This is a genomic window from Roseomonas genomospecies 6 (assembly GCF_008365375.1).
In the GTDB taxonomy this organism is placed as follows: Bacteria; Pseudomonadota; Alphaproteobacteria; order Azospirillales; family Azospirillaceae; genus Azospirillum.
Genome location: NZ_QOKW01000008.1, coordinates 199552 through 213671, shown reverse-complemented (window position 1 = coordinate 213671; position 14120 = coordinate 199552). Strand labels below are relative to the sequence as shown.

13 protein-coding genes and 1 pseudogene are annotated in these 14120 nt (G+C 66.1%); 3 read left to right on the top strand and 11 right to left on the bottom strand.

What is annotated here, in order from left to right; genetic code table 11:
- Nucleotides 1-2 precede the first annotated feature (2 nt).
- The 7 genes and pseudogenes from DS843_RS13065 to DS843_RS13035 form a co-directional block, all read right to left on the bottom strand.
- Entirely contained in the window at nucleotides 3-374 is a 372-nt protein-coding gene (locus tag DS843_RS13065) for a response regulator (protein WP_149469322.1), read from the bottom strand.
- Entirely contained in the window at nucleotides 374-1537 is a 1164-nt protein-coding gene (locus tag DS843_RS13060) for a methyl-accepting chemotaxis protein (RefSeq protein WP_167525291.1), read from the bottom strand. Before DS843_RS13060 ends, DS843_RS13065 begins: the two co-directional genes overlap by 1 nt.
- A gap of 187 nt (nucleotides 1538-1724) precedes the next feature.
- On the bottom strand, nucleotides 1725-2381 hold the full coding sequence (locus DS843_RS13055) for a response regulator transcription factor (protein WP_286192078.1): 657 nt from the start codon (nucleotides 2379-2381) through the stop codon (nucleotides 1725-1727).
- A gap of 279 nt (nucleotides 2382-2660) precedes the next feature.
- A pseudogene (locus DS843_RS13050) lies at nucleotides 2661-2945 on the bottom strand (transposase); the annotation flags it as partial.
- A gap of 182 nt (nucleotides 2946-3127) precedes the next feature.
- The gene (locus DS843_RS13045) at nucleotides 3128-3916 is read right to left on the bottom strand and encodes a pseudouridine synthase (protein ID WP_208852231.1); all 789 of its coding nucleotides are present in this window, start codon (nucleotides 3914-3916) and stop codon (nucleotides 3128-3130) included.
- Nucleotides 3917-4065: 149 nt separating this feature from the next.
- Nucleotides 4066-4503 (bottom strand): nucleoside diphosphate kinase regulator, encoded by a 438-nt coding sequence (gene rnk / locus DS843_RS13040; RefSeq protein WP_149469318.1) that lies wholly within the window; start codon nucleotides 4501-4503, stop codon nucleotides 4066-4068.
- A 33-nt stretch (nucleotides 4504-4536) separates the two neighbouring features.
- Nucleotides 4537-4929, bottom strand: coding sequence for a GreA/GreB family elongation factor (locus tag DS843_RS13035; RefSeq protein WP_149469317.1), 393 nt, complete (start codon nucleotides 4927-4929; stop codon nucleotides 4537-4539).
- 296 nt (nucleotides 4930-5225) lie between these two features.
- On the opposite strand from DS843_RS13035, the gene DS843_RS13030 reads away from it, so the two are divergent.
- The 3 genes from DS843_RS13030 to DS843_RS13020 all read left to right on the top strand — a co-directional run bounded on the left by DS843_RS13030 (nucleotide 5226) and on the right by DS843_RS13020 (nucleotide 8877).
- The gene (locus tag DS843_RS13030; RefSeq protein WP_149469316.1) at nucleotides 5226-6485 is read left to right on the top strand and encodes a Glu/Leu/Phe/Val family dehydrogenase; all 1260 of its coding nucleotides are present in this window, start codon (nucleotides 5226-5228) and stop codon (nucleotides 6483-6485) included.
- Between the two features lie 183 nt (nucleotides 6486-6668).
- Nucleotides 6669-8267, top strand: a complete 1599-nt coding sequence (locus DS843_RS13025; protein WP_149469315.1) for an ATP-binding protein — start codon at nucleotides 6669-6671, stop codon at nucleotides 8265-8267.
- On the top strand, nucleotides 8251-8877 hold the full coding sequence (locus DS843_RS13020; protein WP_149469314.1) for a response regulator transcription factor: 627 nt from the start codon (nucleotides 8251-8253) through the stop codon (nucleotides 8875-8877). The genes DS843_RS13025 and DS843_RS13020 overlap by 17 nt, the downstream gene beginning before the upstream one ends.
- Before the next feature lie 84 nt (nucleotides 8878-8961).
- On the opposite strand, the gene DS843_RS13015 is transcribed toward DS843_RS13020, so the two are convergent.
- From DS843_RS13015 to DS843_RS13000, 4 genes are all read right to left on the bottom strand, one after another.
- Nucleotides 8962-9567, bottom strand: coding sequence for a K(+)-transporting ATPase subunit C (locus DS843_RS13015; RefSeq protein ID WP_149469313.1), 606 nt, complete (start codon nucleotides 9565-9567; stop codon nucleotides 8962-8964).
- Nucleotides 9568-9638: 71 nt separating this feature from the next.
- The gene (gene kdpB / locus DS843_RS13010) at nucleotides 9639-11759 is read right to left on the bottom strand and encodes a potassium-transporting ATPase subunit KdpB (RefSeq protein ID WP_149469312.1); all 2121 of its coding nucleotides are present in this window, start codon (nucleotides 11757-11759) and stop codon (nucleotides 9639-9641) included.
- 14 nt (nucleotides 11760-11773) lie between these two features.
- A complete protein-coding gene (gene kdpA / locus DS843_RS13005) occupies nucleotides 11774-13483 on the bottom strand; it encodes a potassium-transporting ATPase subunit KdpA (protein WP_149469311.1) in 1710 nt (569 codons plus the stop codon).
- A gap of 10 nt (nucleotides 13484-13493) precedes the next feature.
- Entirely contained in the window at nucleotides 13494-13583 is a 90-nt protein-coding gene (locus tag DS843_RS13000; protein WP_149469310.1) for a K(+)-transporting ATPase subunit F, read from the bottom strand.
- Nucleotides 13584-14120: the final 537 nt, after the last annotated feature.

The following is a 14120-nucleotide window of genomic DNA, read 5'->3' as shown; positions in this document are numbered from 1 at the left end:
GGTCAGGATGGCAGAAGCTGCTTGAGGGTGGCGAGCAGCTCGTCGGGCGGCGTCGGCTTGGTCAGCCAGCCGGACGCGCCGGCGGACCGCGCCTCGTCGCGCTTGCCGGGCATGGATTCGGTGGTCAGCACCACGATGGGCGTGAAGCGGGTGGAGGAATTCTTCCGCGCTTCCTTGATGAAGGTGATGCCGTCCATCACCGGCATGTTCAGGTCGGTCAGGATCAGGTTGGGCCGGGTGCCGGTCTTCAGCTTTTCCAGCCCGTCCTTGCCGTTGGCGGCGGTGACGACGGCATAGCCGGATTTTTGCAGAATCCGCGACAGGCTCATGACCATGGTGGGTGAATCGTCGAGGATGAGGATCGTGCTGCTCATCAAGTGCGGCTTTCATGAGTGGCGCGGCCGTCGCCGTCGCCATAGGAGGGGGGAGAGGAAGGAGTGGCGGCGTCCATCGGCTGGATCGCCATGCCGCTGCCCACCTGCGTCAGCCGGTCGCGCAACTGATGCATGTGGGTGTCCACCTCGTTCGCGGTGTCCAGCACCAGTTCCGACAGCATGCCGCTGTTGGCGGCGATCTGCGCGGCCTCGCGGATTTCCCGCGACAGGCTGAACACGGCGTCGTGCATCTGGCTCAAGCTGCCGTTCACCTCGCGCGCCAGCCCTTCCTGCTGGTGCACGGCGGAAGCGATGCGCTGGCTGGCGGCGTCCACCTGGGCGATGGTGTCCACCAGCTCGCGCAGTGCGTCCACCGACGCCGCGGTGGTGTCGCGCATGGAGGCGATGCGGGCGGTGATGGTGTCGGTCGCGGTCGCGGTCTGATGGGCGAGCGCCTTCACCTCGCCGGCGACCACGGCGAATCCCTTGCCGGCCTCGCCCGCGCGGGCCGCCTCGATGGTGGCGTTCAGCGCCAGCATGCGGGTCTGGCGGGCGATGTCGCCGATCAGCCCGACCGTGTCGCTGACGTCCTGGGCCAGTCCGGCCATGGTGTCCACGCATTGGCGGGTGGTGTCGGCCCGTTCGGTGGCGTTGCCGACCACCCGCATGGTCTCGTTCATTTCGCCGACGATGATGCCGATGGAGTCGGTCAGTCCCTCGCCCACGCTGCCCAGCCGCTCGATGCAATTCTCCGCGGCGCTGGCGCCGGCCATGGATTTGCCGAACTGCTCGTTGGCCTGCACCGCGGCGGTGGCCATCTCCTGGGCCATTTCGCGCATCTGGCTGTTTTCCTGCACCACCGCCGCGACCGAGGTTTCCACCTGATCGACGATGACGGAGCTGAACAGGCTCATGGCCGTCTTCAGGTCGCGCGGGGTGCCGGTTTCGGGTGTGGCCAGAACCGTCGCGCGGCTGGAGTTCGTTTCCGGGACCGCCACCGGCGACGGATCGGGGAGGGTGCCGGCGGCGGCCTCGCCGCTCCGGGTGCCGCGGACCAGCGCGAAGCCCGCGGCGGCGGTGGCCAGAAGCGTCAGGACGCGAGACGGCCAGGGAACGTCCGGCACCGCCGCGGCGCAGAGAGAGAGCGCGACGGCGATTCCCAAGGGCACCGCCAGGCCGGACGGCCGCCGGGAACGTCTGTGTGCCGGCATTGGGAGATCGGCGGCGAGCGCCATCAGTGGCCCCTTGTTTCATTGGTCGGCAAGCATGGTCCGCCCCGGTGCGGCGCACCAGTTAGGGCTAACCCTGATATATGACTTTCGGCCTATGGTCGAGCGTGAAAAGAGCGGCTCAGGCCCCGAGGGCGAGCGAAAGCGGCATGGCGGCGTCTTCATCCGCGGCACCCATGCCGGCGATTTCCCACATGCGGGCCAGATCGACGATGGTCGCGGCCCCGGTCTTTTCCATGATGTGGGCGCGGTGAACTTCGACCGTCTTGATGCTGATGCCCAGATCCCAGGCGATGCACTTGTTCTGCTTGCCGCCGATGACCAGACGCAGCACTTGCGATTCCCGGCCGGACAGGGAAGACAGGCGTTCGGCAGCGTTGCGGCGGCGGGTGTGGATACGGGCTCGCGCCCGTTCGATGGCCAAGCAGTTTCCAACCTTCTCAAGGAAGGTGTCATTGCTGAACGGCTTGGCCAGGAAATCGACGGCTCCGGCCTTCATTGCCCGGACAGCCAGATCAATGTCGGCGTATCCGGTCACGACCAGTATCGGAAGGTCGAAATTCTGTTTGCGCAACGTTTCGACGAGACAGATTCCATCCATGTCGGGCAGGCGCACATCCATGATGACGCAACCGCCGATATGCGGTCCCGATTCAAGAAACTCCGCCGCGGTCCCATACGCGTGGCTCTTTATTTTCACACTGGATAACGTGTTGGCGAGCACTCGGCGAATGCTTGAGTCGTCGTCAATTATGTGCACGTCTTCGCTAGCATTCATCGTGTCACCTAACAACGTGCGAACGGATTTCAGCACTGGTATTATGCAGATTGGGTGATTGCGTCTAACGATAGATAGAATCCGTTTCGCAAAAGTTAACACCTATTTTTTCATTTATTAAGTGATCGAACATTCTCTTCGATGTGAGATGCCTTAAATACGAACGATACCTACTCGGATTGCCGAACATTCTGCCAAAGAATGGAGAATTATGTTGCTGGTGCGTGGGCTTTTCCGAAGAATTCCGTCGGCCATGCCGCCTAGGGTCTGTTGGCGCATGAGCCAATCGAGAGCGGCCGCCAGGTTGAGAACTCCCATGAAGGGGACGGCGGTTTTCTCGCAGCGGGTGGCGATGGCGCGCCATTCCTTCTGTCGAGCCCACAGGCGCTCGGCGAGGTTGCGGTTGTTGCCGATCCAGGTCGGGCAGGCGGCCGGCGCCTCGTTGCTCCTGGCTGGGACAGCCGGGCGGGCGCCGAGGTCGCACACCTGACGGCGGAAGGCATCGGAGGCGTAGCCGCGGTCGATGACGATCCAGGCGGGGACGGCGGGCAGGGCCTCCAGCAGGTCCGGGGCGGTTCAATTCCAGGAAGCGGCTGTCTCACCCGACGTCGGCACAGAGGGTCCGGGCTGTCGGCGTTTCGGGTCCGCCTCGGCGCACGCCTTCAGGATCGCCACCGGATCGCCACCGGATCGCCATGAAGCTGTACCAACGTCCGGGTCTGTCCTTCCTGATGGGCGAACCAAGCCTATTCGACTGCCCTGGAAACTGAGACCGCCTCATTCACACATGCCGGAACAGTCCGGATTGGAACATCGAGCATCGCCTTTTCCGTCGGCGTGAGATGCCGGACCGCACCTTTTGCGAGATCGCCCAACCGCACTCCGCCCACATCGATGCGCACGAGGCGGAGCACGTCTGCCCCGACCGCACCGAGCAGGCGCCGGATCTGGCGGTTCTTGCCTTCACTGAGGACAACTTCGAGCCATGCATTGCGTGTGCCGGCACGGAGCAGGCTTGCCGACTTCGCGACAAGGCGTTCGCCATCGAGCACCATGCCCGCCTGCACGCGTTCCAGCATGCCCTCGTCCGGCAGGCGGTCGATCTGGACGTGATAGGTCTTTTCGACGTCCGATGCGGGATTCAACACGCGTTGCGCCCAGCGGGTGTCGTTGGTCAGGAGCAGAAGGCCCTCGCTCGCCTTGTCGAGGCGTCCCACCGGCGCGACGAAGGGGAGATCGAGCCCCTGGAGGCAATCGTAGACCGTCGCCCGCTCCTGCGGATCATCCCGGGTCGTGACGAGGCCCCGCGGCTTGTTGAGCGCCAGGTAGACCTTGCGCTCGGCCACGACCAGCGCGTCATCGACGGCGATGCGGGCGCGACCGGGATCGACGCGGGCCGTCGCGCTGCGGACAACCCGACCATCGACGCGCACGCGCCCCTCGGCTATCAGAGCCTCGGCTTGCGTGCGGGAACAGAATCCGAGCTTTGACAGGGCGCGCGGCAGGCTGACGATGGCGCCATCCGGACGCTTCACTCCACCCGCTCCCCGCGATGGGGGCCGCGATGGGGCCCGCGATGGGGGTGGCCTTTTCATGATGGTGTCGTCCTTGCCTCGATCATGACGAACAGCGCGATGCCGTAGGCTCCGGCAAGCCGGCGCCAAGCCGCGGATGATCGGCGGGATCAGAGAACCTGATTTCCGGCGGCCACTGCCTCGTCGAGCTGGGAAACCGCCTCGACCTTGAGGCGACGCCATGTCCCCATGCGGTTCTTCCAACCGATGCTTTGGCCGGCGCGAAGCCCGATCAGAGCCGCACCCACCGGCGTCATGACGGACAGCCGATGGTGCGAGGAATCCTCCCCCATAGGCCACACCAGCGTGACGCTGCGCCGTTGCTCGGTATCGCAATCCACGAACGTGACGTGCGAGCCGATGGTGACGGTCGACGGCGGCAGGGCATCGTCGGACACCACGCGGGCGCGATCCAATTCGCGTTCCAGATAGTCCGCCACCTCCGGCATCCGGTTCCCAGCGGCAAAGGCAAGCTCGGACAGCCGCTCGTGAACGCTGTTGGTCAAAGTGATGGTCGGCAGCCGGCTGGGCCGCGGCGGTGTGGTCATAATTCGATCCTGCAAGGGGAAGGAGGAAGCGGCTCAGGCCGGCAGAACGCGCTCGACCGACAGCCAGCGCATGGTTGCGTCCGCATCGCTGTAGGGCATGCGGGCTCCCTCCCGGAGGCCGAGCAAGGCCACTCCCAAACGTGATGCAAGGCTGATCTGGCCTTCCGTGGCCGACTGGTCCGGGTACACCAGTTTGCCCCATTCGCACGGCATGTCGTCGTCGCGGCGAAACAGCACCCGGCTGCCCATGCGCACGATCATCCGGGGCAGATCGCCTTCCCGACGGACGATCGCGCGATCCAGTTCCCGGGATAGGAACGCCGATACATCCGGGGCCTGTACGGACAGCCGATCCATTGCCCACAGCAGACGGCCATAGTCCGTACGTCCGATCCAGATCAGCGGTCGGTCAGCTCCCTCGGTCATCGGTGCGTCCTCGAATGAACGGCGACTGCGACGCAGTCCGGAACGAATTCTCTCCCACGCACATCGCCGGCCGCCATCCGTAACATTACGGAACGCATTCCGCGGTCAATTTTCCAAAAAATTTGTTGTGTAAAATCAAAGAGTTAATTGCTCTCCGTATTACTACGGATATTTCGATCCGAGTATTTCCTGAGTAGAAAAGGCCGGCATATGCGCAAGGAGCGGCAAGCGGAACCTTCCAGGAAGGGCATACGCCCGCCTTCGGCGCTCCTGACCGATACCATAGGGACAATACGATGGACGATTTGCTTTCGGGGGCGCTGAGCCGCTTGGATGAAGCCGCGAAGCACGTTGAGGTGGATTCCGAGGTTCTGGAGAAACTCAAATATGCCAAGGAGACGTTGAGCGTCCGCCTGTCGGTGCGCATGGACGATGGATCGCGCCGCTCCTTTCCGGCTTGGCGTTGCCGCTACGACGACACGCGCGGTCCGACCAAGGGAGGCATCCGCTTCCACCCGAGCTCCAACGTGGAGGAGGTGACCACGCTGGCATTCTGGATGACCTTCAAGTGCGCGGTGATGAACCTGCCCTATGGTGGTGGCAAGGGCGCGGTGAAAGTGGACCCGCATAGTCTGTCCAAATCCGAGTTGGAGCGTCTTTCGCGGGCATACGTGCAGGCCTTCGCCGGCATGATCGGACCCGACCGCGACATTCCGGCCCCGGACGTCTACACCAACTCGATGATCATGGGATGGATGGCCGACGAGTACAGCTCCATCGTCCGCCAGCCGAGCCCCGCCGTGATCACCGGCAAGCCCCTTCCGCTCGGAGGCTCCCTGGGACGCGACGATGCCACGGCCCGCGGAGGCTACTACCTGATCAAGCATCTGGAAGCGGATTTGGGCCTCACCGGCTCGGCCAAGCGGGTGGTGATCCAGGGCTATGGCAACGCCGGCTTCCACATCGCCCGTCTGCTGCACGCCGACGGCTACCGCATCGTCGGCCTGTCCGATTCCCGCGGAGCGATTGCCTGCGAGGACGGCCTGGACCCTCATGCGGTTCAAGCGGCGAAGGAGCGTGGCGGTTCCGTGACCTCCTACACCGACGGCGGCGCCCGTGTGGTCAGCGACACCGAGCTGCTGGGCTTGAACTGCGAGATTCTGGTCCCCGCGGCTCTGGAGGATCAGATCCACAAGGGCAACGCCGGCCACATCAAGGCTCGCATCGTTCTCGAACTCGCCAACGGCCCGATCACCCCGGACGCCGACCGCATTCTGGAAAAGGCCGGCGTCATCGTTCTGCCCGATATCCTGGCGAACGCCGGCGGCGTGACGGTGTCCTACTTCGAGTGGGTGCAGAACCGCCAGGGATACTACTGGAGCCTGGACGAGATCCATGAGCGCCTCCGCGCGATCATGGAAACCGAGGGCCGTCGGGTGTGGGACATGCGCACGGCCAAGAGCATCTCGATGCGCACGGCCGCCTATGCCCACGCGCTGGAAAGGCTGTCGAGAGCCATTGCCGCGCACGGCACGCAGCCATTCTTCATCGGCTGAATCGTGGAATGCCTCGAGGGGAGCCCGATGGGCTCCCTTCCTTGAAATAGGCGAATCCGCCGGAAGGGCGTATATTCCAGGCCACGTCCGCGCGTGTCGCCCGAAAGATGCTTCGAGATGCCTTTTCCATCCGCCAGCCGTGCAACGGGAGCGCCATTCCCCGCCGTCCCGACAGGCCGGGACATGCTGGTGTTGTCCCTTGCGTTCCTGGCGGCTTACCTGCCCATCGACTGGCTGACCTTCATCCATCCGCGCCCGAGCCTCAACATCACTCCGTGGAACCCGCCGGCCGGGCTCTACATGGCTCTGCTGCTGTGGACCGGGGCACGCGGCGTGCCGATGATCTATGCCACGCTGGTCCTGGCCGATCTCGTGGTGCGTGGGCATCCGGCCTCAATGCCCTCGCTGCTGCTCTCGAATCTTTTCATTGTCGCCGGGTATGGCGCCGCCGCCCATGTCCTGCGCCGCCGGGTGGCCATCAATCTGGCTCTGAACCGGGTGCGCGACGTCGGCTGGCTGGTCGGCATCACCTTCCTGAGCGCCGCCCTCGTGGCCCCGGCCTTCGTCGGCGTGTTCGTCCTGGACGGCGTTCTTGCCGCGGCCGACCTGCCGACGCTGGCCTTCCAATACTGGCTGGGGGACGCGATCGGCATCGCCGTGGTCACCCCGTTCCTGCTTATCCTGTACCGCCCCGGAAGGGCTCCCGCATGGAGCTTGCCGAGGATGCCCTCGGCGGCTCAGACGGCCGCCATCGCGGCCTCTCTGGTCATCGTCTTCCTGCCCATCGGCGACGGTCAGTTCAACCTGTTCTACGTCCTGTTCCTTCCCCTGGTATGGGTCGCCGTTTCGCATGGGCTGTCAGGGGCGGTGCTGGCCGCTCTGGCCATACAAAGTGGGCTGATCGCCGGGTTGCAGGCCATCGGGTTTCCCCTGCACGCGGTGATCTATCATCAGACATTGATGTTGGCGTTGGCCATCACGGCCCTGTTCCTTGGCGCTCTCGTCAGCGAGCGCAGCGCGATCGAGGTTCGGCTGCGCGAGCATGAGGCCGAACTGGCCCATATCGCCCGTCTGGCGGTCACCGGCGAAATGGCGTCCGCTCTGGCCCATGAACTGAACCAGCCGCTGTTGGCGTCGATCAGCTACGCGCGTGCCGCCCAGCGGATTCTGGAAAGCGACGACACGGCGCCGCGTGCCCAGGAACTCATCAACAAGGCGGTGATCCAGGCGGAGCGGGCCGGCGAGGTTATTCGAGGTCTCCGCACCTTCCTGCGCAAAGGGGCGCCTCGGCTGGCATTGGAACCGGCAGCCGATATCGTGCGCGAAACATTGGCGCTGGTGCGGGCCGACGCCTCCTACAACCGGGTCCAACTGCGTGTGGACATGGTGGAACCCCTCCCTCTCGTGTCGTGCGATCGCATCCAGATGGAGCAGGTCCTTCTCAACCTGATGCACAACAGCATCGAAGCCATCGCCGCTGCGGGCAGTCCCGCGCGCGAGGTGATCCTCCGGGTTCGAGCCACACCACCCGACGGGCTGATTTTCGAGGTTGAGGACACCGGGCCGGGCGTGGCGCCCGACATGATCGACCGCCTCTACTCGCCGTTCGCAACCACGAAACCGGCGGGAATGGGGCTTGGCCTGCCGATCTGCCGTTCGATCGTCGAGGGACATGGCGGCCGGCTGTGGCTGGCCCGCACCTCTGCGCGTGGCTCCATTTTCCAGGTGTTCGTCCCCGCAGCACATCCGGATGTCCATCCGTCCCATGAACAAGCCAACTGATCTTGCCGCCGCGGAGCCAACCGTCTTCATCATCGATGACGACGAGGCCGTGCGCGATGCGCTTTCCGCCCTGGTGGAAGTGGCCGGACTGTCCGTGCGGACGTTCGGCAACGCACTGGAGTTCCTGCATCGCTACAAGCCCGAGCAGCCGGGTTGCGTGGTGGTCGATCTCCGCATGCCGTTCATGGACGGTCTTGAGCTCCAGGAGGAGTTGTCCCGGCGCGGGTGCGGGCTTCCGGTCATCATCATCACCGCCCATGGCGAGGTAAGCACCGCTGTCACGGCCTTGCGGGCGGGGGCTGTCGATTTTTTGCAGAAGCCGTTCGATGATGGCGTTTTTCTGCGCCGCATCCATGAGGCCTTGCAACGCGACGCCCTCCAGCGCCGCGACCGCTCTGCCGCGGCATTCGCCTTGGCGAAGCTATCCCTTCTGAGTCCCCGTGAATGGGAGGTCGCGGAGCTGATGATCGAGGGCTGCGCCAACAAGACCATCGCCAACCGCCTCGGAATTGGTGTCCGCACGGTGGAGACGCATCGTGCGAACATCCTGAGCAAACTCGACATCCGCACGGTTCCGGAACTCATGCGCCTCTGGATGCACGTGCAGTAGGTTCCTTTCGGGGTGATGCGGAGCGGGCCGCCGGCGCCGGTGCAGCGTGGCGTGGCCCTTGATACACGCGGATCGCAATCCGCTTTAGTTGCCGGGGGCCTTGTCCAGGGCGAGGTTGAGCTTCAGGACGTTGACCGCCGGTTCGCCCAGGAATCCCAGGGCGCGCGGCGCGGTGTTGGCGGCGACCAGTTGGCGGACCGCCTCCTCCGTGATTCCGCGCGCCTTGGCGACGCGCGGCACCTGGAAGTCGGCGGCGGCCGGCGAGAGGTCGGGATCAAGGCCGCTGCCCGAGGCGGTCACCAGATCCACCGGGACCGGCACGCCGGGATTCTCCGCCTTCAGCCGTTCGGCCTCCGCCTGCACCCGTTCGAGCAGGACCCGGGACGTCGGGCCGAGGTTGGACCCGCTGGAACTCGCGGCGTTGTATGGCTGGGACGCCGTCTTGGACGGGTCAGCCGGGTCGGGGCCGCCGGTCGCCGAGGGGCGCGGCTGGAAATAGCGCCCGCCGGTGAAATTCTGGCCGATCAGTTCCGACCCGATCACCGTGCCGCCGCGCTCGATCCGGCTGCCGTTGGCCTGATGCGGGAAGACGGTTTGGGCGATGCCGGTGACGGCCAGGGGGTAGATGAGGCCGGTGATAACCGTCAAGGCGGCGGTCATGACCAGCGCAGGACGCAGTTCCTTCAACATGATGTCGGTTTTCCTCAGGCTCTTCAAACGAGGTTGCCTTCAAACAAGGTCGCCTTCAAACGAGGCCGCCTTCAAACGAGGCGGATGGCGGTGATGAGCATGTCGATCGCCTTGATGCCGGCGAAGGGCGCCGCCAGCCCGCCCAGCCCGTAGATCAGCAGGTTGCGGCGCAGCAGCGCGCCGGCCCCGACCGCACGGTAACGCACGCCCTTCAGCGCCAGCGGGATCAGCGCCACGATGATCAGCGCGTTGAAGATGATCGCCGACAGGATGGCGCTTTCCGGGCTGGTCAGCCCCATCACGTTCAGGGCGCCCAGTTGCGGGTAGAAGGCCAGGAACATGGCGGGGATGATGGCGAAGTACTTCGCCACGTCGTTGGCGATGGAGAAGGTGGTCAAGGCACCGCGGGTCATCAGGAGCTGCTTGCCGATCTCCACGATCTCGATCAGCTTGGTCGGGTCGCTGTCCAGGTCGACCATGTTGCCGGCCTCGCGGGCGGCGACGGTGCCGCTGTTCATCGCCACGCCGACGTCGGCCTGGGCCAGCGCCGGGGCGTCGTTGGTGCCGTCGCCGCACATGGCGACCAGCTTGCCCCGGGCCTGCTCGTCGCGGATGAGCTGGAGCTTGGCTTCCGGCGTCGCCTGGGCCAGGAAGTCGTCCACCCCGGCCTCCGCCGCGATGGCGGCGGCGGTCATCGGGTTGTCGCCGGTGATCATCACCGTCTTGATGCCCATCTGGCGCAGCGCCGCGAAGCGCTCCCGGATGCCGCCCTTGACGATGTCCTTCAGGTGGATGACGCCGAGCAGCCGCCCGTCGCGGACGACGGCCAGCGGCGTGCCGCCGGACTTGGCGACCCGCTCCGCGATGGCCTGCACCTCGCGCGCGGCGGCGTCCGCCGTGGGATCGGAGCGCAGCGCCGTGGCCGTGTTGCCCCGGGCGGCGGTGCCGTGGCCGAGGCTCCGGGCATGGGCCAGAACCGCGTCAACGGCGCCCTTGCGGATGGACATGCCGTCGCTGTCGATGCCGCTGAGCCGGGTCTGGGCGGCGAAGGGGACGAAGTGGGCGTGCAGCCCGGCCATGTCGCGGGCGCGGATGCCGTATTTCTCCTTCGCCAGAACGACGATGGAGCGGCCCTCCGGCGTCTCGTCGGCCAGCGAGGCGAGCTGGGCGGCGTCGGCCAGATCACGCTCGGAGACGCCCGGCACGGGGAGGAACTCCGCCGCCTGCCGGTTGCCGAGCGTGATGGTGCCGGTCTTGTCGAGCAGCAGCGTGTCCACGTCGCCCGCCGCCTCGACCGCGCGGCCCGACATGGCGAGCACGTTGAAGCGCACCAGACGGTCCATGCCGGCGATGCCGATGGCCGACAGCAGCGCTCCGATGGTGGTGGGGATCAACGTGACGAACAGCGCCACCAGGACCAGCACGCTCACCGAGCCGCCGGCGTAGGCCGCGAAGCTGGGAATGGTCGCCACGGCGATGACGAAGATGATCGTCATGCCGGCCAGCAGGATGTTCAGCGCGATCTCGTTGGGCGTTTTCTGCCGTTGCGCGCCTTCGACCAGCGCGATCATGCGGTCGAGGAAGGTCGAGCCGGGTGCCGCGGTGATCCGCAGCTTGATCCAGTCGGAGATCACCTGGGTGCCGCCGGTCACCGCCGAGCGGTCGCCGCCGGATTCCCGGATCACCGGCGCCGATTCACCGGTGATCGCCGCTTCGTTGACGCTGGCCACGCCCTCCACCACCTCGCCGTCGGAGGGGATGAGGTCGCCGGCCTGCACCAGCACGAGGTCGCCCGGCTTCAGGCGGCTGGCCGGGACGATCCGGACGACCGCGCCGTCGGGGCCGAGCAGCCGGGCGCTGGTTTCGGTCTTGGTCTTGCGCAGGCTAGCCGCCTGGGCCTTGCCGCGGCCCTCCGCCACCGCCTCGGCGAAGTTGGCGAACAGCAGCGTGAACCACAGCCACAGCACGATCTGCAGGGCGAAGCCGGTGCCTCCGGCCCCGGTGACGAGATCGCGCAGGAACAGCAGCGTGGTCAGCGCCGCCACCACCTCGACGCAGAACATCACCGGGTTGCGCACCATCAGGCGCGGGTCGAGCTTGCGGAAGGACTGGCCCACCGCCGGGCCGAGGATGGCCGGGTCGAGTAGCGTGCTCGCCTGCGACCGGCCGTATGTCTTGCTTTTGGCTTCCATGGGGAAGGTCCCGATCAGAAGAGCGTGCCGGCGTTCATCGCGAGATGCTCGACGATGGGTCCGAGGGCGAGGGCCGGGAAGAAGGTCAGGCCGCCGACGATCAGGATGACGCCGACCAGAAGCCCGACGAACAGCCCGTCGTGGGTCGGGAAGGTGCCGGCGGACGCCGGGGCGCGCGTCTTGGCGGCCAGCGAACCGGCGATGGCCAGCATCGGCACGATGACCAGGAAACGGCCCACCAGCATGGCGGCGGCCAGCGTCAGGTTGTACCAGAGCGTGTTGCCGCTCAGCCCGCCGAAGGCGCTGCCGTTGTTGGCCGCGGCGGAGACGTAGGCGTAGAGCGCCTCCGAGAAGCCATGCGGCCCGGCGTTGGCCAGGGAGGCGGTGCCGGTGTCCAGCACCACCGCGAAGGCGGTGCCGCCCAGCATCATCAGCGGCAGGCACAGCACGGCGAGCATGGTCATCTTGACCTCCTTCGCCTCCAGCTTCTTGCCGAGATATTCCGGCGTGCGCCCGACCATCAGCCCGGCGACGAAGAGCGTGACGATGGCGAACAGCAGCATGCCGTAGAGCCCGGCCCCGACGCCGCCGACGATGATCTCGCCCAGCATCATGTTGACCATCGGCACCATGCCGCCCAGCGGCAGGAAGCTGTCGTGCATGGCGTTGACCGCCCCGCAGGAGGCCGCCGTGGTGACCACCGCGAAGAGCGCGCTCATGGCGATGCCGAAGCGGGTTTCCTTGCCCTCCATGTTGCCGGCGGCGTTGTCGATACCGAAGGCGGCGAAAGCCGGGTTGCCCTGGGCCTCGGCCCAATAGGCCACCGCCACGCCGGCGACGAACAGCACGCCCATGGCGGCGAGGATCGCCCAGCCCTGCCGCTCGTCGCCGACCATGCGCCCGAACAGGTTGGTCAGCCCGGCGCCGATGGCGAAGATGGAGAGCATCTGGACAAGGTTGGTGACGGCGTTCGGATTTTCGAAGGGATGGGCGGAGTTGGCGTTGAAGAAGCCGCCGCCGTTGGTGCCCAGCATCTTGATCGCCTCCTGCGAGGCGACGGGGCCGAGGGCGATGGTCTGCTTCACCCCCTCCAGCGTGGTGGCGTCCACCGCTCCGGCCAGGGTCTGCGGCACACCCTGCCACACCAGGAACAGCGCGTGGACGACGCAGAGCGGCAGCAGGACGTAGAGCGTGGCGCGGGTCAGGTCGGTCCAGAAATTGCCGACGGTCCGCGACCCGGCGCGGGCGAAGCCGCGCACCAGCGCCACGGCGAGCGCGATGCCGGTCGCCGCGGAGACGAAGTTCTGCACGGTCAGCCCGGCCATCTGCACGAGATGGCTCATCGTGCTTTCGCCGCCGTAGTTCTGCCAGTTCGTGTTGGTGGTGAAGCTGGCGGCGGTGTTGAAGGCCAGATCGGCGGGCACCGCGGCCATGCCGTTGGGGTTGAGGGGCAGGAACCCCTGCGCGCGCTGCAGGACGTAGAGCAGAAGCATGCCGGCCACGCTGAACAGCAGCATGGACACGGCATAGGTCACCCAATGCTGCTCCGCCTTGGCATCCACACCGGCGATGCTGTAGAGGCCGCGCTCGATCGGCCCGAGCACCGGGGACAGGACATTGCGCTCGCCGTTGAAGACGCTGGTCATGAAACCGCCCAGCGGCCGCGCCACGGCAACCACGAGGGCGATGAAGACCAGGATTTGAATCCAGCCGTTGACGGTCATGGGAGTGTCCTCAGAACCGTTCGGGGCGGATCAGGGCGTACACGAGGTACGCCAGAAGGCCGGCGGTCACGAGGCCGGCCAGCGTGAAGTCGAGGATCATGGATGTCTCCTCACAGCCGTTCGCAGGTGTGAACGTAGGCGATCGCCCCGGCGAAGAAGCCGGCGGTGAGCGCCAGGGCAAGAATGTCGAGCATGATGGGTCTCCCAAGGGCGCGTTCCGGCGCCGTGGCGTGCGGAACCGCGGGGCCGGCACGGGCAGGCTCCTCCCCCCGCGATCGCGGAGCGGGAGACCTGTCCGTCCTGACGACGATGCGCCATAAGCGCATATAGATTCGAGGGGGGCGGGACGCTCCGGGCGTATAGATCCCATATACGCCGAAATCGCCTGTCGGCGGTCCGCACCGGTCAAGGGGGGATCATCGAGCGGAGATCACGAGTGGCTTGGGGCTTTCCCGCTCGGCATCACATGGGGAGGCCGTCGAGAAGCCTCCGATAATCGGTCGAAGCGGCAACATGCCGGACACGATCCGATGATCCTTGCCTTGATACTTACAAGATACTTCCAAAGAAAATTTTCAGGAGAAAGCGGCCGGAGCGCTTGCGCAACGAACCGGACAGCAGGACAATGGTGCGCAAC